The sequence below is a fragment of the Serratia sp. PL17 genome (genome assembly GCF_017832355.1).
GTDB lineage: Bacteria > Pseudomonadota > Gammaproteobacteria > Enterobacterales > Enterobacteriaceae > Serratia.
The window spans coordinates 17,327-39,498 of record NZ_JAFIBY010000010.1 but is presented as its reverse complement, the minus strand read 5'-3'; the positions used below and the strand labels follow the sequence as shown (position 1 = coordinate 39,498).

Here is a 22,172-nt window from a genome sequence, read left to right as displayed (position 1 = left end):
TCAGAATGCGGTCAGGCCAACCATTCCGGCAGATCGTTCAGGCCCATCGCCTGACGTACCAGCTTGGGCTTCACGCCCGGCAGGCTGTCGGCGAGCCGTAGCCCAACATCACGCAGCAGTTTCTTCGCGGGGTGGTTGCCATCGAACAGCTCGCGGAACCCCTGCATGCTGGCCAGCATGACCGCCGCGCCGTGCTTACGGCGGCGCTCATAGCGACGCAGATACAGATGCTGACCAATGTCTTTGCCCTGACGTTGCAAACGGCGCAGTTCGGCAATCAGCTCCGCTGCATCCATAAAGCCCAGGTTGACCCCTTGACCCGCCAACGGATGCACAGTGTGTGCCGCATCCCCCACCAACGCCAAACGGTGTGCAGCAAAGCTGCGCGCGTAACGCCCGGTCAACGGGAAGGTCTGACGTTCGCTTTCCAGGGTACAGGTACCGAGACACAAATCAAACGCCATCGCCAGCTCACGGTCGAACTGCTCCGGTTCCAATTTTTTCAGGCGTTCAGCCTCTTCCGGCGACACCGACCAAACGATCGAGCTTAAATGCGGATCGTTGAACGGCAGAAACGCCAGGATGCCATCGCCATGAAACACCTGCCGCGCCGTCGCCAAATGTGGCTCCTCGGTACGGATGGTGGCGACCAGCGCATAATGACGGTAGTCCCAGAAGGTCAAAGGAATATCGGCATGCTGGCGCAGCCAGGAATGGGCTCCGTCGGCGCCAATCACCAGCCGGGCGGTCAGCATGCGGCCATCCTCCAGCGTGATAAAAGCGTCGTTTTCGCCCCAGGCGACTTGCTTGAGCTTGGCTGGGGTAATCAGCGTAACATCACTCAAGCTTTCCGCCCGCTTCCACAAGGCTTGTTGGATCACTGTGTTTTCAATGATATGACCGAGATGGCTAAAGCCACACTCATCGCCACGGAAGGCAATCTTGCCGAAACTGTCGCGATCCCACACTTCCATCGCGTTATAGGCGCTGGCACGCAGGTTGAGGATCTCGTCCCACACGCCAATGTGTTGCAGCAGACGCTCGCTCGCAGCGTTGATAGCGGATACACGCAGCGCTGGCTGTGGCTGCAGCGGCGTCATATCTGGCTGCTGGTGCTCCAGCACGGCAACGCGCAGGCCACTGCCCTGCAAACCGCAGGCCATTGCCAACCCCACCATACCGCCACCGGCGATAACCACGTCAAATGATTGCATGCTGCTTAATTTCCTTAAATGACTCGCTATGCAGCCATTGCACAGCGATTTGGGCGCAGCACGCTACGCCCTTACTTAGACACCGCTTAACGATCTACCCAGCCCAACGTTCGCTTGGCAAAGGCATCTCGCACAGCCGGTAGCTGGGCCATTGCCATCAGGCCCAGATTGCGCCCCACGACCAAGGGAGCGTAACGGTTGGCAAACAACCGGATCAAACCGTCGGTCACGCCAATGGTCGCCTGCTGATCTTGCTGTCGCCGTTGTTGATAACGGCTCAACAACGCATAACCGCCGGGATCTTCCCCTGCATGCTGCGCTTCTGCCAGCGTTTCCGCCAGAGACATCACGTCACGCAGGCCAAGATTGAACCCCTGACCGGCGATCGGATGCAACGTCTGTGCGGCATTGCCCACCAGCGCCAGACGATGGCTGACATGCTGATTGGCCGTCAGCAGGCTGAGCGGATAGCTGTGACGTTTGCCAGCGCGAAGAATACGCCCCAACCGCCAGCCAAACGCCTGCTGTAATTCACTGATAAAACGCGCATCGTCCCAGGCATCGACCTGTTGGCGATCCTCACGCGCGTGACACCACACCAGTGAGCTGCGCCCCTGGGACATGGGCAACAGCGCCAATGGCCCATGGCGGGTGAAACGTTCAAAGGCACGCCCCTGTGGATCTTCTGCGGTCGTGACGTTGGCAATGGTGGCAAACTGCGGGTATTCACGCTGCTGCCATTGCAGATTACAGGCCTGCGCCAGTGCCGAACGCGAACCGTCCGCCGCTACCAGCAGTTTCCCGCTGATACGCTGACCGTTATCCAGCAGCACTTCTGTCTGCTCTGCCGTGCGCACCACATCAACCACTTTGGCTGGGCAGTGCAGCGTGACGCCCGGCGCCTTGGCCAGCAGCGCAAATAGCCGTTGGCCTGCGTCGTGCAGCTCGATCACCTGCCCCAGTGCATCAACCTGGTAATCTTGCGCATATAAATTAACGAACCCGGCGTGGCCGCGATCGCTAACGTGCACCTGGGTGATGGCTGTCGCACAGTCACGCAGCGCCGGCCAAACACCAATGCGCGTCAACTGCTGGCAGGTGCCCTGCGCCAAAGCAATAGCGCGGGCGTCGAACCCCGGGTGGCTGCGATCGTCCGGCCGGGTCGCTTCGACCAAATCAACCGCCAATCGTCCCTGAGTAAGCGACGAGATAGCCAGCGCCAGGGTCGCGCCCGCCATGCCGCCACCAACGATAATTACGCTCATGCGATTACCTTGCCGCCGCCATCAGGGCTTCAATGGCGTCGGCGTCTTTCACTACGCTGGCGGTCAAGTTCTCATTGCCGTTAGCGGTGATCAAAATGTCGTCTTCGATGCGAATGCCCAGACCACGGTATTCTTCCGGCACGTCAGCATCCGGTGCGATATACAGCCCAGGCTCGACGGTAAACACCATGCCCGGTTCAAGCGTACGGTCGCGGTTTGGCGTACCGTAATGCCCGACGTCGTGCACATCCAGCCCCAACCAGTGGCCAAGCCCATGCATGTAGAACTGACGATGCGCCTGTTCGGCGATCAGCTGCTCGACGTCGCCTTTCAAGATCCCCAGCTCAACCAGCCCGGTGATCATGATGCGCACGACCTCATCATTGACCTCACGGATGCTGGTGCCCGGTTTGAACAACGCCAGGGCTCGCGTCAGCGACGCCAGCACGATGTCATACACCGCACGTTGTGGCCGGCTGAATTTGCCGTTGACCGGGAAGGTACGGGTAATGTCGCCCGCATAGCCTTTATATTCACAGCCCGCATCGACCAGTACCAGGTCCCCATCACGCAATTCACTTTCGTTCTCGGTGTAGTGCAGGATGCAGGCGTTTTCACCCCCGCCGACGATGGTGTTATAAGACGGGTAACGGGCACCGAAGCGGGTAAATTCGTGATGAATTTCCGCCTCAAGCTGATACTCGAACATCCCGGGGCGGCATTTCTGCATCGCGCGGGTATGGGCCAATGCACTGATTTCGCCAGCCCGGCGCATTATCGCCATCTCTTCAGACGATTTGAACAGGCGCATTTCATGCACCCATGGACGCCAGTCAGTCAGGGTCGCGGGTGCCTGCAGGTTTTGGCGGAATCCCTTACGCAGCGTGTCCAGCGCAGTGAACAGGATCTGATCGGCATAGGCATATTGGCCCTGCGCGTGGTAAACCACGTCCAGTCCATTGAGCAGCAGGGGTAATTGCTCGTTGATTTCATCGAACGACAGCGCACGATCTACGCCCAGCTTCGCCGGGGCGGCATCTTGTCCCAGGCGGCGGCCAAACCAGATTTCCGCCGTCAGATCACGCACTCGGTTAAACAGTACGCTGTGGTTATGCGTCTCGTCGCTCTTCACTAGAATCAACACCGCTTCCGGCTCGTTGAAACCAGTCAGATACCAGAAATCGCTGTTCTGACGGTAAGGGTATTCTGTGTCTGCACTGCGCGTTGCTTCCGGCGCAGAGAAAATAATTGCCGCGCTGGCCGGAGCCATTTTCGCCAACAGCGCCTGACGGCGGCTGTTGAATTCCTGCTGAGTCATCACCTTCTCCTGAAATCAATCTGCCTGTGCTCACGGCCATTTAAGGACGTGAATTCGGATGTTTAGTGCAAGGTCGGCTTGGCATTTTCCGGTGCCGTTGGTTTGCGGCGGGTAAATTCGGTATGGCATAAAATGGCGGCAACACGAACGTACTCCACCACTTCTTCCAGAGAGTGCTCAAGCTCTTCCTGATCTTCGTCTTCGTCATAACCGAGCTGGGCGATATTGCGCAGATCGTCGATCGCCTCACCCACTTCGTCTTTCACCTGGGCCAATTTCGGCTGCATCATGCCGAGCCCAAGCAGGAAATGATTCACCCAACCGGCCAATGCATCCGCGCGGTCGAACACGCTGACCGTTTCGCCTTCCGGCATCATCAGTTGGAACATGAAATCGTCGTCTTCTAAGGTTTCACGCGTAATTTCATAAAGTTGCTGCAACGGCAAGCTCAGTGCCTGCGGGAAGGCCACGCCTTCATTCGTCAGATCATAGACCAGAGATTGCCAGCCAGCGTCTTGGCTGCCACCGCACAACAGGCCGCTGAGCAGGCCGTGCATTTCTGCTGCGGTTAATGCCACCGCTTGCTGGTTAAGAGCAACGGTCAAAGATTGGTAACTTGGAAATGTATTCTGTATAGACATGCGCATTCGTCATCGTTGGCAGGATAAGTTCGTGTTATGCTACCACCAAGGTCCGTCGCTGTACCAGATAAGCGCGACACCTCAGTGGCTAGTTATAATCGTGATGTGTCAGATCTCACACACTGCCGGCAAGGATCAAAATGACGCTAAATACGCATTTTGAAACCCTTTTTTGACTGGTAATGTCTGTCGCAGTAGATTACAACCAGGTACTGAAAAAGGGGTTGTATCTTGGTACCGAGGTATATATAGTGGCGCCCGCTTTGGTTGGCCCGGTAAGGGTAGGCTGGGGCTGGCGCGAAATTTAGGCAGGAAGGTGGCATGTCTGCACAACCAGTAGATATTCAAATTTTTGGTCGCTCTTTAAGAGTCAATTGCCCGCCAGAACAACAAGATGCGTTGAACATGGCTGCGGTCGATCTTAACGAACGGTTGCAAGATCTTAAAGTTCGCACTAGAGTCACAAATACTGAGCAGCTCGTTTTCATCGCAGCATTGAACGTTTGTCACGAACTTGCTCAAGAACGGTTGAAAACCCGTGATTATGCGTCCAATATGGAACAACGCATTCGTATGCTGCAACAGACCATTGAACAAGCGTTGCTTGAACAAGGTCGCATCTCTGAACGTCAGGATGCACAATTCGAATAACTTAAGTTGCTGAGATCCAAGGTTTCGGCAACGAGTAAAAAATTTCTCTGAGATGTTCGCCAGCGGGCCAGTCCCCTGAGCCGATATTTAGTACCAACAGAATGTGATGATCCGCGATCGGTGTGCATGCTCGGCCCGCCGAGAAGCCTTAAGATTGCGACAGCACGTTCACCTTGAACCATGGGTTCAAGGGTTACAGCCTGCGACGGCATCTCGGAGATTCCCCTTCCTCAGCGGTAAGTGTGCTGACTATGTCCTTTCAAGCCCAATATGCCCAACAGCGGCAAAATATCCGACAGCAAATCCGCCAACGTCGACGTGCTTTAACACCAGAACAACAACACAACTTTGCCCAGCAAACAGCCGAACGCATTGCGGCACATCCGCGTATTCTGGCAGCGCAAAGCGTCGCGGTATTTTTATCCTTTGATGGTGAGCTGGATACGCGCCCGCTGATTGAACGGTTATGGCAGTCAGGCAAGCGGGTTTATCTGCCCGTGCTGCATCCGTTCAGTCCCGGCAATCTGCTGTTCCTGCGCTATACCCCGGAAACGCCGCTGGCTAGCAACCGCTTCAATATCCGTGAGCCACAACTCGACGTGCGCCACGTGCTGCCTTTAAATTCGTTAGACGTGGTGCTAACGCCATTGGTGGCATTTGACAGCACAGGCCAGCGGTTAGGGATGGGCGGCGGCTTCTACGATCGCACCTTGCAAAACTGGCAGCAAACTGGCCCTTACCCCATCGGGTTAGCCCATGACTGCCAACAAGTGGAACAGATACCGGTGGAACATTGGGATATCCCGCTGCCGGAAATCGTGACCCCGTCGCAGAATTGGGCTTGGCAGATAGCGCAATAGCAAAAGGCCGGATAAATCCGGCCTTTGGGTTACAACGTTTTCAATCAGAGCAGCAAGCGAGAACGGATGGTGCCGGCAATTGCCTTCATACGTTGCAGTGCAGCGTCGGCACGTTCGGTTTCCGCGTCAATGTCGATGACCACGTAGCCGATTTCCGGGCCAGTTTGCAGGTACTGCGCAGCAATGTTCACCCCTTCTTCCGCGAAAATCTGGTTAATTTGCGTCAGTATGCCAGGGCGGTTTTCATGAATATGCAGCAGACGGCTTACGTTAGCACTGTGTGCAGGCAACGACACTTCAGGGAAGTTGACCGCAGACAGCGTCGAACCGTTGTCGGAGTATTTCGCCAGTTTGCCCGCGACTTCATCACCGATATTTTCCTGCGCTTCCTGAGTCGAACCGCCAATGTGCGGGGTCAGGATCACATTATCGAACTCGCACAGCGGTGAGTTAAACGGCTCGCTGTTGGTAGCTGGCTCTTCCGGGAACACGTCAATCGCCGCGCCGGCTAAGTGTTTGCTGGCCAGTACGTTACACAGCGCAGGGATATCAACCACAGTGCCGCGTGAGGCGTTGATCAGAATAGAACCTGGCTTCATCAGCGCCAGTTCTTCTGCACCCATCATGTTCTTGGTCGACGGAGTTTCCGGCACGTGCAGCGTCACTACGTCGCTCATGTTGAGCAAATCGGACAGGTGGCGAACCTGCTGTGCATTACCTAATGGCAGCTTGTTCTCAATATCGTAAAAGAACACTTTCATGCCCAGGCCTTCGGCCAGGATGCCCAACTGGGTACCGATATGCCCGTAGCCAATAATCCCCAGCTTCTTGCCACGCGCTTCAAACGAGCCAACGGCCAGTTTTTGCCATTCACCCCGGTGCGCTTTGGCGTTAGCGGACGGAATACCGCGCAGCATCAGCAGCAGTTCGCCCAGCACCATTTCGGCCACGGATCGGGTATTAGAGAAAGGTGCGTTAAACACCGGAACGCCGCGTTTGGTCGCCGCTTTCAGATCAACCTGGTTAGTACCGATACAGAAACACCCCACCGCCACCAGCTTTTCTGCGGCAGCGAAAACCTCTTCGGTCAGATGCGTACGCGATCGGATGCCGACGAAGTGAGCATCGCGAATGGATGCCTTAAGCGATTCGGTGTCTAACGCACCTTTGTGATATTCAATGTTGGTATATCCGGCTGCCAGCAGATTATCTACCGTGCTCTGATGAACCCCTTCCACCAACAGGAATTTAATCCTGTCTTTCTCCAATGATACTTTTGCCATTTACCCGACCCTATGTTCAGACTTCAGAAGCGGCTGTTGTCAAACAGCACCCATCCAACATAACAAAAATAACGCAGGCGGCAATACAAACGATTGCCCGCCCGTCAGTACAAGGCTCAGGGTTGTCTGCGGTTTCTGGTAGAAAATGCCATAGGGAAAGAATTAGACAGGAGCTTCGTGGAGCTAACGCTCATAATGTGACATATGTCACCAAATTTGGCGCTTTTAATAAAAGATATTTTAGCCAGTGAATTATTCGGTCTGGTGGGATCCAAGATCCTATACCACAGGGGCACTGCCTGCTGCGCCCCTGCGGAGAGATTCTTTATTTGATGACTTTCACACCCTCAGGTGTCCCAACCAGCGCCACATCGGCACCACGGTTGGCGAACAGACCGACGGTGACAACGCCGGCAATACCGTTAATTTTATTTTCCAACGCAATGGCATCGACGATGTTCAGGTTATGTACATCGAGGATCACGTTGCCGTTATCGGTCAGTACATTCTGGCGATACTCTGGCAGACCGCCCAGTTTCACCAGCTCACGTGCGACGTAGGAACGCGCCATCGGGATCACTTCCACGGGCAACGGGAATTTACCCAGTACGTCGACCTGCTTGGTCGAGTCGACGATACAGATAAACTTACGCGCAATGGCGGCAATGATTTTTTCACGCGTCAGCGCAGCGCCGCCGCCTTTGATCATCTGCATCTGGCGGTTGATTTCATCGGCCCCATCGACATAGATATCCAGCGAATCCACTTCATTGCTGTCGAACACGTGGATGCCGAGGCTTTTCAGCTTGGCCGTGGAAGCGTCAGAGCTGGACACCGCCCCTTCGATTTGGTGCTTGATCGAGCCGAGTGCATCAATAAAATGGGCGGCGGTCGAGCCCGTGCCAACACCGACGATGGTGCCTGGGGTAACGTAATCCAGCGCTGCCCAGCCAACCGCTTTTTTCAGTTCATCCTGCGTCATAATATGTCCCTTGCCTCTGTACGAAAACGTGTGCGTATTATAGGGTAAATCGCTATTTTTCACTCAGGCAGGATCACACTTCTTTGCCCTAAGCCGCATTTTTAGGCGCATCGCGGCAATATGTCCCGGTGATTTTCCACCTGTAAAACGCCAGAGATGTGGCATAGTGCCTGTATCAATTTACTTTAAGGGATATCTTTCCGATGAAACGCCCAGACTATCGAACGCTACAAGCGCTGGACGCGGTGATCCGTGAGCGTGGCTTTGAGCGCGCCGCGCAAAAACTTTGTATCACCCAATCGGCAGTATCCCAGCGTATCAAGCAGTTGGAAAACCTGTTCGGCCAGCCGCTGTTGGTACGCACCGTGCCGCCTCGGCCGACCGAACAGGGCCAGAAGCTGCTGGCGTTGCTGCATCAGGTTGAATTGCTGGAAGAAGAGTGGCTGGGTAACGACACCGGCATTGATACACCGCTGCTGCTGTCGCTGGCGGTTAACGCCGACAGCCTGGCGACCTGGCTGCTGCCGGCATTAAAGCCGGTACTGACCGATTCCCCTATCCGCCTGAATTTGCAGGTGGAAGACGAAACACGTACTCAGGAACGCCTGCGGCGCGGTGAAGTGGTGGGCGCGGTGAGTATCCAGCCACAACCGCTGCCAAGCTGCCTGGTGGATCAACTGGGCGCACTGGACTATCTGTTTGTCGCCTCAAAAGGCTTTGCCGAGCGTTACTTCCCGAATGGCGTTACGCGTTCCGCGCTGCTGAAAGCGCCCGCGGTCGCGTTCGATCATCTCGACGATATGCATCAGGCTTTCCTGCAGCAGAACTTTGATCTGTCGCCGGGCAGCGTCCCCTGCCATATCGTGAACTCATCGGAGGCCTTCGTGCAGTTGGCACGCCAAGGCACCACCTGCTGCATGATCCCGCATCTGCAGATTGAGAAAGAGTTGGATTCAGGTGAGCTTATCGATCTGACGCCGGGCTTGTTCCAACGCCGCATGTTGTTCTGGCACCGCTTCGCGCCAGAAAGCCGCATGATGCGTAAGGTGACCGATGCCCTGCTGGAACATGGCCGCCAGGTTCTGCGCCAGGATTAAATGCAAAAGGTTCGCCGTGGCGAACCTTTTGAGGGCGTTGACAAAGTGCTCTGTTGTTTCATCGTAGGGGTGCCGCATGCTTCGCCCGTTAGCATCATCAATGGGTACATCGGGTCGAACATGTTCGACCCCTACCGGTTTAGCCCCTGCGTAGCTTTGCCAACACTTCGTACTATTGCGCCGCGTTGCGCTGCAACTCAAACACCACATCCACCTGATCGTCAAAGTGAATGCTCTGCTGTTCGTAGGTTTGTGCCACGTCGCTCTCCGCCGCTGCGCCCGCCGCTTTGTACATACGCGCTACTGGCATCGGCTGGTAGTTAGCAACATGATAACGAATGCTGTAAACCGGCCCCAGCTTGGCGTTAAAGCCTTTGGCTAATGAAGCCGCCTGCTGCGTCGCATTCTCGATGGCTTTCTGGCGCGCCTGTTCACGATAGACGTCCGGTTTCGCGACGCCCAATTCCACGGCGCGGATCTCATTGAGGCCAGATTTCAATGCGCCGTCCAGCAGCTCATTCAGCTTATCCAACTGGCGTAACGTCACCTGCACCTGGCGTACGGCACGGTAGCCTTTCAGCACTGACTCACCGGTTTTCAGGTAATCGTATTCCGGCTGAGTACGCAGGTTGGCAGCGCTGATGTCTTTCTTCTCAATATTGTTTTTTTGCAGGAAATCAAAGTATTGCGCGACACGTTCGTCGACCTGCTTTTTCGCCTGTGCCGCGTCTTTGGACGATACGCTCACCTCGATCGCCAGAGTGGCGATATCCGGTGTCGCATCAACGCTGGATGTACCCGAGGTTACCACGTGTGGCCCTTCTGGCACTTCAGCCGCTTGCAGCGCCAGAGGTAATGTCCCTAATCCAATCATTGCGGCCATGGCCAATGCTTTAAGCTTCACAGTGTCTCCTTGATGACAGGCTGTAACTGATTACCGACTTTTCTCTACCGAGAACAGCCGGTTCCTTGGCATCAAACGTAGCATATCGCACGGGCTTTTGAATTCGGATTAGTGACAAATTCTTATAAACTTGCCCCCTGCCAGGCCAATTGTAAGGCAATGCCCCACATCACTACGCCGACCAGCGTATTGATGACGCGTTGCGCCATTTGAGTTTTCAGCCACGGCGCCAGCCAAGAGGCCAGCAACGCCAACGCGAAGAACCAAACGATGGAAGCACTCACCGCCCCCAGCGCAAACCAGGAGCGCACGTCCGGTGCCAGTTGGCCTCCCAGGCTGCCCAGCACAACGAAAGTATCAAGGTAAACATGTGGGTTCAGCCAGGTTACCGCCAACATGGTGACCACCAGCCGCCAACGGCTCTGCTTCATTTCCTCCGCCGTGGCCAGCGTCAAATGCCGACTGAATGCGGTGCGAAATGCGCCCCAGCCATACCATAACAAGAAGGCCACGCCGCCCCAGGTAACCAATGCCAGCAGCAACGGCGAACGGCTCAGTAAGGCGCTACCACCAAAAATGCCGGCGCAGATCAACACAATGTCGCTCAATGCACACAGCGACGCGATCATCAGATGATACTGACGGCGTATCCCCTGATTCATCACAAAAACATTTTGCGGACCCAACGGCAGGATCATCGCCGCGCTCAGGGCAAAGCCCTGCAAAAAGACAGCTAACATGGAATTCCTCACAGAAAAAAGCACCGTTCAGCGGCGCGTGTCGGTCAACACGCGCATCATATGAGGAAAAAATTATTAGGTGAAATTGATACTTCTAATCAACTATCAGAAATACTAATAATCAGGCAGGAATGACAAACCCCAGTTCTTGAGAAATGCGCTGCGCGGTCGCCAACACCGGTTTAATCAAGGCCTTAACACCAATCTGCTGCAGTTTGGCGGTGGGCAACGAGACCGACACCGCATAGGGAACCCGCTGCTGAATATCAAACACCGGGGCCGCCACGCAGGACACTCCCAGCTCATTCTCTTCACGGTCCATTGCCATGCCGCGCAGGCGAATATCGGCCAGTTCCTCATACATCTTCGGCAATTCGGTGATGGTATTACGCGTCAGCGTCTGGATCTCATGCTGATGAGTTTGCCAGTAGTGATCCGGGTAATCGCTGTTGCCGTAGGCCATAAAAATCTTGCCCATCGCCGAGCAATACAGCGGCATATGCTGGCCAATATAGGCACGGGTGCGCATCATGCCGGTCGTCGGCTCAAGCTTGTAGATCAAAATGACGTGGTCGTCTTCGCGGCTGGAGAAGTTTACCGTCTCCCCCACTTCCAGATTGAGCTGTTCCAGATGCGGCGCAGCAACATGGATGATATTCAGTGAAGACAGCGCCTTCTGCCCCACAGAAATAAACTTGGTCGTCAGCCGATAGCTGCCTGGTGACGGTGCCTGGGTGACATAGCCGCTGGTATGCAGCCCTTGCAGCAAGCGATGAACGGTACTTTTGTTCATGCCGGCCAGCTCAGACAGGTGCGCCAACGGGCAGCCATTCGGGAAGTTGCTCAGGATCTCAATCAATTGCAAACCACGGAACAGGCTTTGGCTGCCCATAGGCTTGTCTTTCTTGTCATCTTTCTCGTCAACAGCTTTCAGGCTCATAGCGCAATTTCTCCAGTGTCGAGCCGCCAGCCAACGCCACGGCGTGGTAAGCGGGCTCTTTGCCGGGAATGTTACCCCAAGGCCCGCATCAGGTGAAGACGGAACGCCGTTTCATTGTCCGTAGTGGGTTAAAAATGCGCAACATTTCGCTAACCGCCGAAGTGAGTTATACGTCACAATTCCGCAAAGAGACAAATAACGCATTGTTTTAAAACAACAATTAAAAACCGTCTGGCTTTGCTTTAGATCGGCGTTCGGCATATTATTTTTGAAATTGAATTTCGTATATTGAAATTTAATGACGATATAAACACCAGTTCGCACACGCCGATCGCGTATGCAGGTACCAGGGGCGCATCACATGACACCAGATAATGCGGAACAACCCATTCTTACCCTCAGCCATATTGTTAAGCGCTTTGGCGGCAACGTCGCGGTGAATGACGTGAGTCTGCAGGTGATGCCAGGCGAAGTCCTGGCCCTGCTGGGCGAAAATGGCGCCGGCAAATCGACACTGATCAAAGTGCTGGCCGGGGTTTACCCACGTGATAGCGGCGACATCCGGTTTCAAGGGAACAGCATAGCCTCCGCCGCTGCGATAAAAAGTGACAGCCGCCAGCCTATTGCCTTTATTCATCAGGATCTCGGGCTGATCGAATGGATGACGGTAGCGGAAAATATGGCACTGGTTATGGGTTTTCCACGCCGCTTCGGCCTGATCGACTGGCGTGCCATTCGCCGCCGTGCCGTTCAGGCACTTCAGGATGTCGGCATCGCCTTGGATCCCGACGCCAGAGTCTTCGAACTGTCGCGTACCGAGAAATCCTTGCTGGCAATCGCCCGGGCCGTGGCGGTTAACGCAGAGCTGCTGGTGTTGGATGAACCCACAGCCTCGCTGCCTGCCAACGACGTACGTCACCTGTTTGCCGTGATCAACCGGCTGCGCGACAAAAAAGTCGGCATGATTTATGTCACCCATAGGTTGGATGAAGTGATCGAGATCGCCGATCGCGTTTGCGTAATGCGTGACGGACGTTACGTCGCGGGTGGCAATACCGCTGATTACTCACTGCGTGATCTGGTGCAGATGATCGTGGGCGAAGCCATGGCAGACGATCAACGCGAACCCTTACCGGAAAATCGCCCGCCGGTCCTGCAGCTCAATAACGTCACCGTGGGCGATATCGGCCCGGTCAGCTTCAGCCTGCAACCCGGCGAAATGTTGGCGCTGGCTGGCCTACGCGGTGCCGGACAGGAAGAAATTGGCCGCTTACTGTTCGGCCTACGTCACGCCGACGAGGGTGAAATCCGCTTTCGCGACCGGGCCTATACCGCCGCGAGCCCGCAGCAAGCGATGGCCTGCGGGGTTTCGCTGGTGGCGGGCGACCGCACCGGCGAGAGCCTGGTGATGTCGATGAGCGTGCGTGAAAACCTGTTTATCAACCCCTGCGCCAGCGGCCACAAACTGTTGTCGCGCTACAGCCGCCGGGCCGAGATCGGCGCCAGCTGGTGGAAAGTGCAGCTGTTCGACGTACGGCCCAAGGATGTCAATATCGATATCAGTGCCCTGTCCGGCGGTAACCAACAAAAGGTGGTAATGGCGCGCTGGATGCATCTGGGCGCTCCGCTGCTGATCCTGGAAGACCCTACCGCAGGCGTAGACGTCGGTGCTCGGGCAGAAATCTATCATCTTTTAAATAAATCCCTGGCGGAAGGCGTAGCGGTGTTGGTGATCTCCAACGACTTTGAGGAGATCGCCCATATCTGCAATCGCGCGCTGGTGTTCAACCGGGGGAAAGTGGTCGGCGAATTGAAAAATCAGCAGGTGTCATTCGCCAATTTATTGGAACTGGCTTCTGCCAGCGCCGGGGAAACGCCCGTGACAACGTTAGAATCTGAGGTGGGTCATGTCTAAAACATCTGTTAAATCAACGGCACTGGAGCAAAGAGTCAGCCTGTCGCAAGACGGTGCCGGCCCGTGGCTGATGCAGGTGCTCACACGCTACGGCCTACTGCTGCTGTGCATTGGGTTGGTGATCCTGTTTTCACTGATCACCCCTTCGTTCGCGTCGATGCTAACGCTGCAAGCGATCCTCTCCAGCAAAGCCAAGATCGCGCTGTTGGCACTGGCAGCCACCATCCCGATGATCGTCGGGAAAATCGACCTTAACGTCGGTTTTGGCATCGTGCTATGGCATATCCTGGCCATCACGTTACAGGTTGAATACGGTTTTTCTTGGCAGATGGCCGTGCTCACCGTTCTCGCGATCTCCGCCCTGTACGGCTTATTGAACGGCATTCTGGTGGCCCTGGCAGACATTGACAGCTTCGTTGCGACTCTCGGCTCCGGCACCGTGCTGTATGCCATTGCCCTGTGGCACTCCGGCGGCCGGCAGATCGTAGGCGATCTGCCAGACGCCTTTATCGCCCTGCACCACACCGAGATCGGCGGGATCCCGATCGTCGCGTTCTACGTGTTGATCGTCGCAGTGGTGCTGTGGCTGATCACCGAACACACCCCGCTGGGCCGCTGTATGTACGCCGTCGGCGGCAACCCGGCAGCCGCACGCCTGAACGGTATTTCGGTCAATCGCTTTACTATCGGCGCCTTTATTGCCTCCAGCGTCCTGACCGGTTTTAGCGGTGTACTGATCGCCGCCGAGCAGGGCGTTGGCCAGGCCAGCGTCGGCATGGACTACCTGCTACCTGCATTAGTCGGCGCTTTCCTCGGCAGTACCACCATTCGCCCCGGTCGGGTCAACGTCTGGGGTACCGTGGTCGGTATCGCCATTCTTGCCATCGGCATTGCCGGTATCCAGCAGTTCGGCGGGGAATTCTGGGTCGAACCGCTGTTCAACGGCGCAACGCTGTTGCTGTCCATCACTCTGGCTGGCTATGCCCAGCGCCGCCGGTTGCTCAACCAAAAAGCGGTACAACGCACTGCAGCCACCCCGGCTGATAAAAATAACCAAAAAGCGATCAATCCTTAACCAGGAGCTCACAGAATGAAACGTCTTTGGATATTACCCACTGCCCTGCTGTTGACCAGCGCCGCCTCCCCGGTCTGGGCCGATGCCTATCTCGATCAGGCTACGGCGGCTGTCGCCAAAGCCACCGCCAGCGTGACCCAGTGGGACGGCCCCACCAGCGGGCCCAAATTGCAGGCCAACAAGAAAATCATCTTTATCGCGTCGGACATGAAAAACGGCGGCGTGCAAGGCGTACAGGAAGGGCTGAGCGAGGCGGCGAAAGCCGCCGGATGGAAGCTGGAAACGCTCGATGGCGGCGGCTCGGTGAAAGATCAGCTCTCCTCACTGAATCAGGCAATTGCCCAGAAACCGGATGGCATCGTGATCGGCGGTTGGAACCCCAACGTGGCCAAAATCCCGCTGAAAAAGGCCATCCAGCAAGGCATTGTGCTCACCGCCTGGCACGCGGTGCCAGAGCCGGGGCCGATCGCCAAATACGACGTGTTTTATAACGTCACCTCTGACTCCAACGACGTGGCACGCATTGCCGCGCAATATGCGGTAGTGCAGTCCGGCGGCAAGGCCAATGTGCTGATCTTTACCGATTCGCTGTACCAGATTGCGCTGGATAAGGCCAACGTGATGAAAGAGGAAATCGGCAAATGCAGTGGCTGCAAAGTGGTGGAGTTTATCGATACGCCGCTGGCGGATACCGCCAACCGCATGCCGGCCATGACCTTCAGCCTGCTGCAAAAATACGGCGACCAGTTCCAGTACGCACTGGCCATTAACGATCTGTATTTTGATTTTATGGCTCCGGCCCTGAAAACTGCCGGTAAAGGTGGCACTCACGCCCCCTACAGCATTTCTGCCGGTGACGGCTCTATTTCTGCCTACCAGCGTATTCGCTCCGGCGGCAGCCAGTCGGCCACGGTGCCGGAACCACTCAAACTGCACGGCTGGCAACTGCTGGATGAGTTCAACCGCGCCTTCGCCAAGCAGCCACCTTCCGGCTACGTGACCCCGGCGCACCTCGTGACTCGCGACAATATCGCTGCCGACGGCGGTGCCAACAACCTGTATGACCCACAGAATGATTATCAGGGCCACTACAAAGCCATCTGGGGCGTGAAGTAAACGGAGGTCAGCATGAACGAACTGATGGCAGACCCTCAGCTTGAACGCCTGTGCGCACCGGCGATATGGGCCGAAGGCCCCGTGTGGCTGCCGCAGCAGGATGCGGTGGTGTTCAGCGACGTGAAGGGCAACCGCATGTTCCGCTGGTCGCGACAGGGGGAGCTGAGCCTATGGCGTTCCCCTTCGCACTATGCCAACGGCAATGCACGAGATGCCGAAGGACGCGTGATCAGTTGCGAACACGGGCGACGCGGCATCAGCCGAACCGAAAACGACGGTGAGGTGCAAATGCTGGTCGATCGGGTTGACGGCAAGCGTTTCAACTCGCCTAACGACCTGGCGGTACGTTCCGACGGCACAATCTGGTTTACCGATCCGCCCTATGGCATTACCAGTGACGAAGAAGGCTACAAATCTGAAAGCCAGGTGATCGGCTGCTACCTCTACTGCTTTGATCCGCGCGACGGCTCGCTGAACATTGCCGCCAGTGACCTGCAACGGCCAAACGGCCTGGCGTTCTCACCGGATGAGTCGCTGCTGTACGTGGCTGATATGTCGATAGTCGATTTCCCGACCCTGGGCCGCAGAGAGCTACGTGTGTATGAGGTCGACGGACGTGAACTGAACGCCGGACGACGCTTCGTCACCGTAGCCCCCGGCTTCCCGGACGGTTTCTGTGTCGATAAAGCCGGCAATCTGTTTTGCAGCTGTGCCGACGGCGTACTGATCTTCGACAGCCAGGGAAAGCAGCTCGGTAAGATAGAGGTGCCGGAACGGGTCTCCAATTGCACGTTCGGTGGGCCTGACGGCAATGAGTTGTACATTACCGCCACCACATCGCTATACCGCAAGGTGCTGAATACCCGAGGTTAGCGAGTCAAAAAGGCGAAGGCAGAGTGGCCCCAAACCGCTCTGCTTTGCCACGCCTGAAGCACGGCAAAGGCCGAAAACGTGCCGCCGATCACAAAATCATCAGATTAATTTAACCAACTGTTTTATATAAATAATTTCCTCATGCACCGCTTTGACTTCGTTTAATCGCAGGTATAGCATTTATTTGAAATGTGATTTCACATAATGAAATTTAAAGAGCATAAAACAAACAAATGCGCCGTAGCGGAGAACCAGCATGAGAGTGAGTTACACCGATCTGAAACAGCAATTCAAACGCGTGTTACTGGCGCGAGGCGTGGCGGAAGCCACTGCCGACGACTGTGCCGGCATGTTCGCCGACACCTCCGCCAGCGGCGTTTATTCCCACGGCGTTAACCGTTTCCCACGCTTTATTCAGCAGTTGGACGCAGGCGATATCGTGCCGAACGCCGAGCCCAGTAAGCTGCTGTCGCTGGGGGCTATTGAGCAGTGGGACGCACATCAGGGTATTGGTAACCTCACCGCACGCAAGATGATGGATCGCGCCATGCAATTAGCCGACAACCACGGTATCGGCCTGGTGGCACTGCGTAATGCCAACCACTGGATGCGCGGCGGCGGTTATGGTTGGCAAGCGGCGGAGAAAGGCTATATCGGCATCTGCTGGACCAACTCTATTGCCGTCATGCCGCCCTGGGGTGCCAAAGAATGCCGTATCGGTACCAACCCGTTGATCGTCGCGGTGCCGGGCAATCCGATCACCATGGTAGATATGTCGATGTCGATGTTCTCCTATGGCGCGCTGGAGCTGAACCGGCTGGCGGGTAAAACCCTGCCGGTGGACGGCGGTTTCGATAACGACGGTCAACTAACACGCGATCCGGCCACCATTGAAGAAAACCGACGCATTTTGCCGATGGGCTACTGGAAGGGATCGGCACTGTCGATCGTGCTGGATATGATCGCCACCCTGCTCTCCGGCGGATCGTCAGTGGCGGAAGTGACCGAAGACAACCGCGAAGAGTATGGCGTGTCGCAAGTCTTCATCGCCATTGAGATCGAACGCTTGATCGACGGCGCCACCCGCGATGCCAAGCTGCAGCGCATCATGGACTACATCACCAGCGCCGAACGCGATAACCCGGAGATAGCCATTCGCCTGCCGGGCCATAAATTCCCACGTATTCACGCGGAAAACATGCGTGACGGCATCCCTGTGGATGATCGTATCTGGGCGCGTATTCAGGCGCTGTAACAGGAGAATAACCATGATCTTCGGCCATATCGCCCATACCTCACCAGAGCAGTACCCGGTACCGGTGGCCAACGCCATCGCCTATCTGCAAAACACCGATTTCCGCGCCCTGCCCGCCGGACGCTATCAGGATCCTGCCAACGGCTACGTAGTACAGGTGCTGGATCTGCACACCCATCAACCGAGCGATCTCCGGCCTGAAGTACACCGCCAAAATGTCGACGTGCAGTTTCTGGTCAGCGGTACCGAATTGATCGGCGTGGCGGCAGACCGGGGCGATAACGCGATCCACCAGGATTTATTGGCAGAACGCGACATTATTTTTTATCAGGACGTCGCGGATGAATCCTGGTTAACCATGCAGCCCGGTAATTTTGCGGTATTTTTCCCGCAGGATGTTCATCGCCCGGCCTGTATTAATCAGCAACCCGGCGCTATTCGCAAAGTGGTGGTGAAAATACCGCTGGCGTTGCTTAGCGTCTAATTAGCGGCAAAACATAACCTGTAAAAAACACCGGTCCCTGGGCCGGTGCGGGGCCCCTTGTGCCCAAAACAAACCAAAACAATAAAGTCCGACCCTACAGAATATTGAAAGGTGTATATATGAATACAGCCTCTGTTTCCGTTAGCCAAAGCCAGGCAATACCCAAATTACGCTGGTTGAGAATAGTGCCGCCTATTCTTATTACCTGCATTATTTCCTATATGGACCGGGTAAATATCGCCTTCGCCATGCCCGGTGGCATGGATGACGAGCTCGGTATCACCGCCTCTATGGCCGGTCTGGCCGGCGGCATCTTCTTTATTGGCTATCTGTTCCTGCAAGTGCCCGGCGGCAAGCTGGCGGTGTACGGCAACGGTAAAAAATTCATCGGCTGGTCGCTGTTGGCCTGGGCGGTGATATCGGTACTGACCGGGTTGGTCAGCAACCAGTATCAACTGCTGTTCCTGCGCTTCGCGCTGGGTGTTTCGGAAGGCGGCATGTTGCCGGTGGTGCTGACCATGATCAGCAACTGGTTCCCGGACAAAGAACGCGGCCGCGCCAACGCCATCGTCATCATGTTCGTGCCGATCGCCGGCATCCTCACCGCGCCGCTGTCCGGTTGGATCATCACCGCCTGGGACTGGCGCATGCTGTTCCTGGTGGAAGGTGCGCTGTCGCTGGTCGTGATGGTGCTGTGGTATTTCACCATCAGCAACCGCCCGCAGGAAGCCAAATGGATTTCGCAGGCGGAAAAAGACTATCTGATAAAAACCCTGCACGACGAACAACTGCTGATCAAAGGCAAAACGGTGCGTAACGCCTCACTGCGCCGGGTGCTGGGCGACAGGATCATGTGGCAGTTGATCATGGTGAACTTCTTCTACCAGACCGGGATCTACGGCTACACCCTGTGGCTGCCGACCATTCTCAAAGGGCTGACCAACGGCAATATGGAGCAGGTCGGCATGCTGGCTATCCTGCCCTATATCGGTGCCATCTTCGGCATGCTGATTATCTCCACCCTTTCCGACCGCACCGGCAAACGCAAAGTGTTCGTCGCGCTGCCGTTGGCCTGCTTCGCCATCTGTATGGCGCTGTCGGTGCTGCTAAAGGAGCACATCTGGTGGTCGTATGCGGCGCTGGTCGGCTGCGGTGTATTTATCCAGGCTGCCGCCGGGGTGTTCTGGACCATTCCTCCCAAACTGTTTAACGCCGAAGTGGCCGGCGGTGCACGCGGCGTCATCAACGCGCTCGGCAACCTCGGCGGCTTCTGCGGCCCTTATATGGTCGGCGTGCTCATCAGTCTGTTCAGCAAGGACGTCGGCGTTTACAGCTTGGCGGTGTCACTGGCTATCGCTTCGGTACTGGCGCTGACGCTGCCGAATAAATGCGACCAAAAAGCGGGAGCCGAATAATGGAATATTGGCTGGGGTTGGACTGCGGCGGCACCTTTATCAAAGCCGGACTGTATGACCGTCGGGGCACAGAATTGGGCATTGCACGCCGCAATCTGGAGATTATCGCACCGCAGCCCGGCTGGGCGGAACGGGATATGCCCGCACTGTGGCACACCGCCGCCGAGGTGATCCGCGACGTGCTGACCCGTAACAACATCGCCGCCGGTGATATTCAGGCCGTCGGCATCTCGGCGCAGGGCAAAGGTGCCTTTCTGCTGAACAAGCAAGGGCAGCCGCTGGGCAATGCCATGTTGTCTTCTGACCAGCGCGCACTGACGCTGGTGCAAGAATGGCAGAAGCAGGGCATGCCGCAGACGCTCTATCCGCAGACCCGACAAACCCTGTGGACCGGTCACCCGGTATCGCTGTTGCGCTGGGTACGGCAACACCAGCCTGAACGCTACCGCCAAATTGGCAGCGTATTGATGGCGCACGATTATCTGCGCTACTGCCTGACCGGCGAGTTGGCCTGTGAAGAAACCAATATCTCCGAATCCAATCTTTACCACATGGCGGACGGGCGCTATGACACGGCGCTGGCGCAGTTGCTGGGCATCGGCGACATCATGCCCGCACTGCCGCCCATCGTCGGCTCAGCCGAGATCGCCGGGCAGGTCAACGCTACCGCCGCGGCAGCCACCGGGCTGTTGGTGGGTACGCCAGTGGTCGGCGGGCTGTTCGACGTGGTGTCCACCGCGCTGTGCGCCGGGTTGCACGACGAGACGCGGCTCAATGCCGTGATGGGGACCTGGTCAGTCACCAGCGGCATCACCGACAGCATTACCGAAGGGTTCGAACACCCCTTTGTTTATGGGCGCCACGCCGAGGCTGGCAAATATATTGTGCACGAAGCGAGCCCCACCTCCGCCGCCAACCTGGAGTGGTTCTGCCGCCAATGGGGGCTAGACGATTACGCCCAGCTCAACGACTGGGTGGCAACGCTGCCGAAGGCCGACAGCAGCCTGCTGTTTGTTCCCTTCCTATACGGATCCAACGCCGGGCTTGGATTGAGCGCCAGCTTCCATGGCATGCAGGCCTTCCACCAGCGTGAACATCTGGTGCAGGCAATCTACGAAGGCGTGGTGTTCTGTCATATGACCCACCTCAACCGCATGCGGCAACGCTTCCCTGCGGCCACCGCCCTGCGCGTTACCGGTGGCCCGGCCAAGTCTGCCCCCTGGATGCAGATGTTCGCCGACGTTAGCGGCCTGCCGGTGGAACTGCCGCAGGTGGAAGAAACCGGCTGTCTGGGCGCCGCCATGGCAGCGATGGTCGGCAGCGGCGCATTCAGCGATTTCACCGCCGCCCAGCGGGCACTGGCACCGCGCTTCGAACAGGTGCTGCCTGACGCCACCGCCGCCGAGGCTTACGGTAAAAAATATCGCCGTTATCAGGCGCTGGTGGCGACGTTACACACGCTGCAATCCCCCCAAAAGGAGGCCCTATGAGCAATAAACCCCGCTTGCAACTGGCGCTCGATCACACCCAGTTGGGCGCCGCCCTGCAGACGGCGGAGCGTCTGCAGCCGCACGTCGACATCATCGAGGCCGGCACCATTTTATGCATCAGCGCCGGTATTCAGGCAGTAAGCGCACTGCGCGAACGCTGCCCGCAACATACGTTGGTGGCCGATCTGAAAGTCGCCGATGCCGGTGGCACGCTGGCGCAGCAGGCCTTCGGTCACGGGGCCAATTGGATGACCGTCATCTGTGCCGCCCCGCTGGCCACCATGGCCAGCGCACTGGACGTGGCGCAACAGCACCAGGGGGATATCCAGATTGAGCTGTTTGGTCGCTGGACGTTGGAGGATGCCAAACAGTGGCGTGCGCTCGGCATCCGTCAGGCGATTTATCACCGTGGCCGCGACGCGCAGGCCAGTGGACAAACCTGGGGCAAACAAGATTTGGATCTGATGAAAGCCTTGTCGGATCTGGGCATTGAACTGTCGGTTACCGGGGGTATCACGCCGCGCGATTTACCGCTGTTTAAAGACATCGCCGTTACCGCTTTTATCGTCGGCAGAGCGTTGGCGGAGGCTGCCGATCCGCTGGCCGCCGCCGGTCAGTTCCGCGCCGCCATTGATGACATCTGGAGAAGTTGAT

Annotated in this window: 21 protein-coding genes and 1 other RNA gene; 13 read left to right on the top strand and 9 right to left on the bottom strand. The window is 56.7% G+C overall.

Annotated elements, in window-relative coordinates; all coding sequences use genetic code 11:
* Window positions 1-11 precede the first annotated feature (11 nt).
* The 4 genes from ubiI to JOE25_RS23590 form a co-directional block, all read right to left on the bottom strand.
* Window positions 12-1,214 (bottom strand): FAD-dependent 2-octaprenylphenol hydroxylase, encoded by a 1,203-nt coding sequence (gene ubiI, locus JOE25_RS23605; RefSeq protein WP_209639579.1) that lies wholly within the window; start codon window positions 1,212-1,214, stop codon window positions 12-14.
* An 86-nt stretch (window positions 1,215-1,300) separates the two neighbouring features.
* Window positions 1,301-2,479 carry a 2-octaprenyl-6-methoxyphenyl hydroxylase gene (ubiH, locus tag JOE25_RS23600; RefSeq protein ID WP_209639576.1) on the bottom strand — a complete coding sequence of 393 codons (1,179 nt, stop codon included), beginning with the start codon at window positions 2,477-2,479 and terminating at the stop codon, window positions 1,301-1,303.
* A gap of 4 nt (window positions 2,480-2,483) precedes the next feature.
* The gene (gene pepP, locus JOE25_RS23595; protein WP_209639574.1) at window positions 2,484-3,797 is read right to left on the bottom strand and encodes a Xaa-Pro aminopeptidase; all 1,314 of its coding nucleotides are present in this window, start codon (window positions 3,795-3,797) and stop codon (window positions 2,484-2,486) included.
* A 62-nt stretch (window positions 3,798-3,859) separates the two neighbouring features.
* Window positions 3,860-4,438, bottom strand: a complete 579-nt coding sequence (locus JOE25_RS23590) for a YecA family protein (RefSeq protein ID WP_209639571.1) — start codon at window positions 4,436-4,438, stop codon at window positions 3,860-3,862.
* 321 nt (window positions 4,439-4,759) lie between these two features.
* Between JOE25_RS23590 and zapA the strand changes: the two genes are divergently transcribed.
* The 3 genes from zapA (at window position 4,760) to JOE25_RS23575 (ending at window position 5,949) form a co-directional block, all read left to right on the top strand.
* A complete protein-coding gene (gene zapA, locus JOE25_RS23585; protein WP_012146623.1) occupies window positions 4,760-5,089 on the top strand; it encodes a cell division protein ZapA in 330 nt (109 codons plus the stop codon).
* A 41-nt stretch (window positions 5,090-5,130) separates the two neighbouring features.
* Window positions 5,131-5,313, top strand: a non-coding RNA gene (gene ssrS / locus JOE25_RS23580) — 6S RNA.
* Between the two features lie 27 nt (window positions 5,314-5,340).
* The gene (locus tag JOE25_RS23575; protein ID WP_209639568.1) at window positions 5,341-5,949 is read left to right on the top strand and encodes a 5-formyltetrahydrofolate cyclo-ligase; all 609 of its coding nucleotides are present in this window, start codon (window positions 5,341-5,343) and stop codon (window positions 5,947-5,949) included.
* Window positions 5,950-5,993: 44 nt separating this feature from the next.
* Here JOE25_RS23575 and serA read toward each other — a convergent pair whose 3' ends face one another.
* Together serA and rpiA are read right to left on the bottom strand one after the other, a co-directional pair.
* Window positions 5,994-7,232 (bottom strand): phosphoglycerate dehydrogenase, encoded by a 1,239-nt coding sequence (serA, locus tag JOE25_RS23570; protein WP_209639563.1) that lies wholly within the window; start codon window positions 7,230-7,232, stop codon window positions 5,994-5,996.
* Window positions 7,233-7,557: 325 nt separating this feature from the next.
* The gene (rpiA, locus tag JOE25_RS23565) at window positions 7,558-8,214 is read right to left on the bottom strand and encodes a ribose-5-phosphate isomerase RpiA (RefSeq protein WP_209639560.1); all 657 of its coding nucleotides are present in this window, start codon (window positions 8,212-8,214) and stop codon (window positions 7,558-7,560) included.
* Between the two features lie 203 nt (window positions 8,215-8,417).
* On the opposite strand from rpiA, the gene JOE25_RS23560 reads away from it, so the two are divergent.
* The gene (locus JOE25_RS23560; protein ID WP_037418226.1) at window positions 8,418-9,311 is read left to right on the top strand and encodes a LysR family transcriptional regulator ArgP; all 894 of its coding nucleotides are present in this window, start codon (window positions 8,418-8,420) and stop codon (window positions 9,309-9,311) included.
* Window positions 9,312-9,483: 172 nt separating this feature from the next.
* On the opposite strand, the gene JOE25_RS23555 is transcribed toward JOE25_RS23560, so the two are convergent.
* The 3 genes from JOE25_RS23555 to JOE25_RS23545 all read right to left on the bottom strand — a co-directional run bounded on the left by JOE25_RS23555 (window position 9,484) and on the right by JOE25_RS23545 (window position 11,895).
* Window positions 9,484-10,215, bottom strand: a complete 732-nt coding sequence (locus JOE25_RS23555; protein ID WP_209639556.1) for an oxidative stress defense protein — start codon at window positions 10,213-10,215, stop codon at window positions 9,484-9,486.
* A gap of 122 nt (window positions 10,216-10,337) precedes the next feature.
* Window positions 10,338-10,955 (bottom strand): arginine exporter ArgO, encoded by a 618-nt coding sequence (gene argO, locus JOE25_RS23550; RefSeq protein WP_209639553.1) that lies wholly within the window; start codon window positions 10,953-10,955, stop codon window positions 10,338-10,340.
* A gap of 121 nt (window positions 10,956-11,076) precedes the next feature.
* Complete coding sequence (locus JOE25_RS23545; protein ID WP_209639550.1) at window positions 11,077-11,895, bottom strand: IclR family transcriptional regulator; 819 nt, start codon at window positions 11,893-11,895, stop codon at window positions 11,077-11,079.
* Between the two features lie 361 nt (window positions 11,896-12,256).
* On the opposite strand from JOE25_RS23545, the gene JOE25_RS23540 reads away from it, so the two are divergent.
* From JOE25_RS23540 to ulaD, 9 genes are all read left to right on the top strand, one after another.
* Entirely contained in the window at window positions 12,257-13,810 is a 1,554-nt protein-coding gene (locus JOE25_RS23540; RefSeq protein WP_209639547.1) for a sugar ABC transporter ATP-binding protein, read from the top strand.
* Entirely contained in the window at window positions 13,803-14,885 is a 1,083-nt protein-coding gene (locus tag JOE25_RS23535; RefSeq protein ID WP_209639544.1) for an ABC transporter permease, read from the top strand. Before JOE25_RS23540 ends, JOE25_RS23535 begins: the two co-directional genes overlap by 8 nt.
* Before the next feature lie 15 nt (window positions 14,886-14,900).
* Window positions 14,901-16,001, top strand: a complete 1,101-nt coding sequence (locus JOE25_RS23530) for a substrate-binding domain-containing protein (protein ID WP_209639540.1) — start codon at window positions 14,901-14,903, stop codon at window positions 15,999-16,001.
* Between the two features lie 12 nt (window positions 16,002-16,013).
* A complete protein-coding gene (locus JOE25_RS23525; protein ID WP_209639537.1) occupies window positions 16,014-16,874 on the top strand; it encodes an SMP-30/gluconolactonase/LRE family protein in 861 nt (286 codons plus the stop codon).
* A gap of 256 nt (window positions 16,875-17,130) precedes the next feature.
* Complete coding sequence (gene yiaK, locus JOE25_RS23520; protein ID WP_209639534.1) at window positions 17,131-18,129, top strand: 3-dehydro-L-gulonate 2-dehydrogenase; 999 nt, start codon at window positions 17,131-17,133, stop codon at window positions 18,127-18,129.
* Between the two features lie 13 nt (window positions 18,130-18,142).
* Window positions 18,143-18,613 (top strand): YhcH/YjgK/YiaL family protein, encoded by a 471-nt coding sequence (locus JOE25_RS23515; protein WP_209639530.1) that lies wholly within the window; start codon window positions 18,143-18,145, stop codon window positions 18,611-18,613.
* Window positions 18,614-18,732: 119 nt separating this feature from the next.
* Window positions 18,733-20,028: an MFS transporter gene (locus JOE25_RS23510; RefSeq protein WP_209639526.1), complete on the top strand. Its 1,296-nt coding sequence runs from the start codon at window positions 18,733-18,735 to the stop codon at window positions 20,026-20,028.
* On the top strand, window positions 20,028-21,518 hold the full coding sequence (locus tag JOE25_RS23505) for an FGGY-family carbohydrate kinase (protein ID WP_245210080.1): 1,491 nt from the start codon (window positions 20,028-20,030) through the stop codon (window positions 21,516-21,518). Before JOE25_RS23510 ends, JOE25_RS23505 begins: the two co-directional genes overlap by 1 nt.
* Complete coding sequence (gene ulaD, locus JOE25_RS23500) at window positions 21,515-22,171, top strand: 3-keto-L-gulonate-6-phosphate decarboxylase UlaD (protein ID WP_209639524.1); 657 nt, start codon at window positions 21,515-21,517, stop codon at window positions 22,169-22,171. The genes JOE25_RS23505 and ulaD overlap by 4 nt, the downstream gene beginning before the upstream one ends.
* Window position 22,172 lies beyond the last annotated feature (1 nt).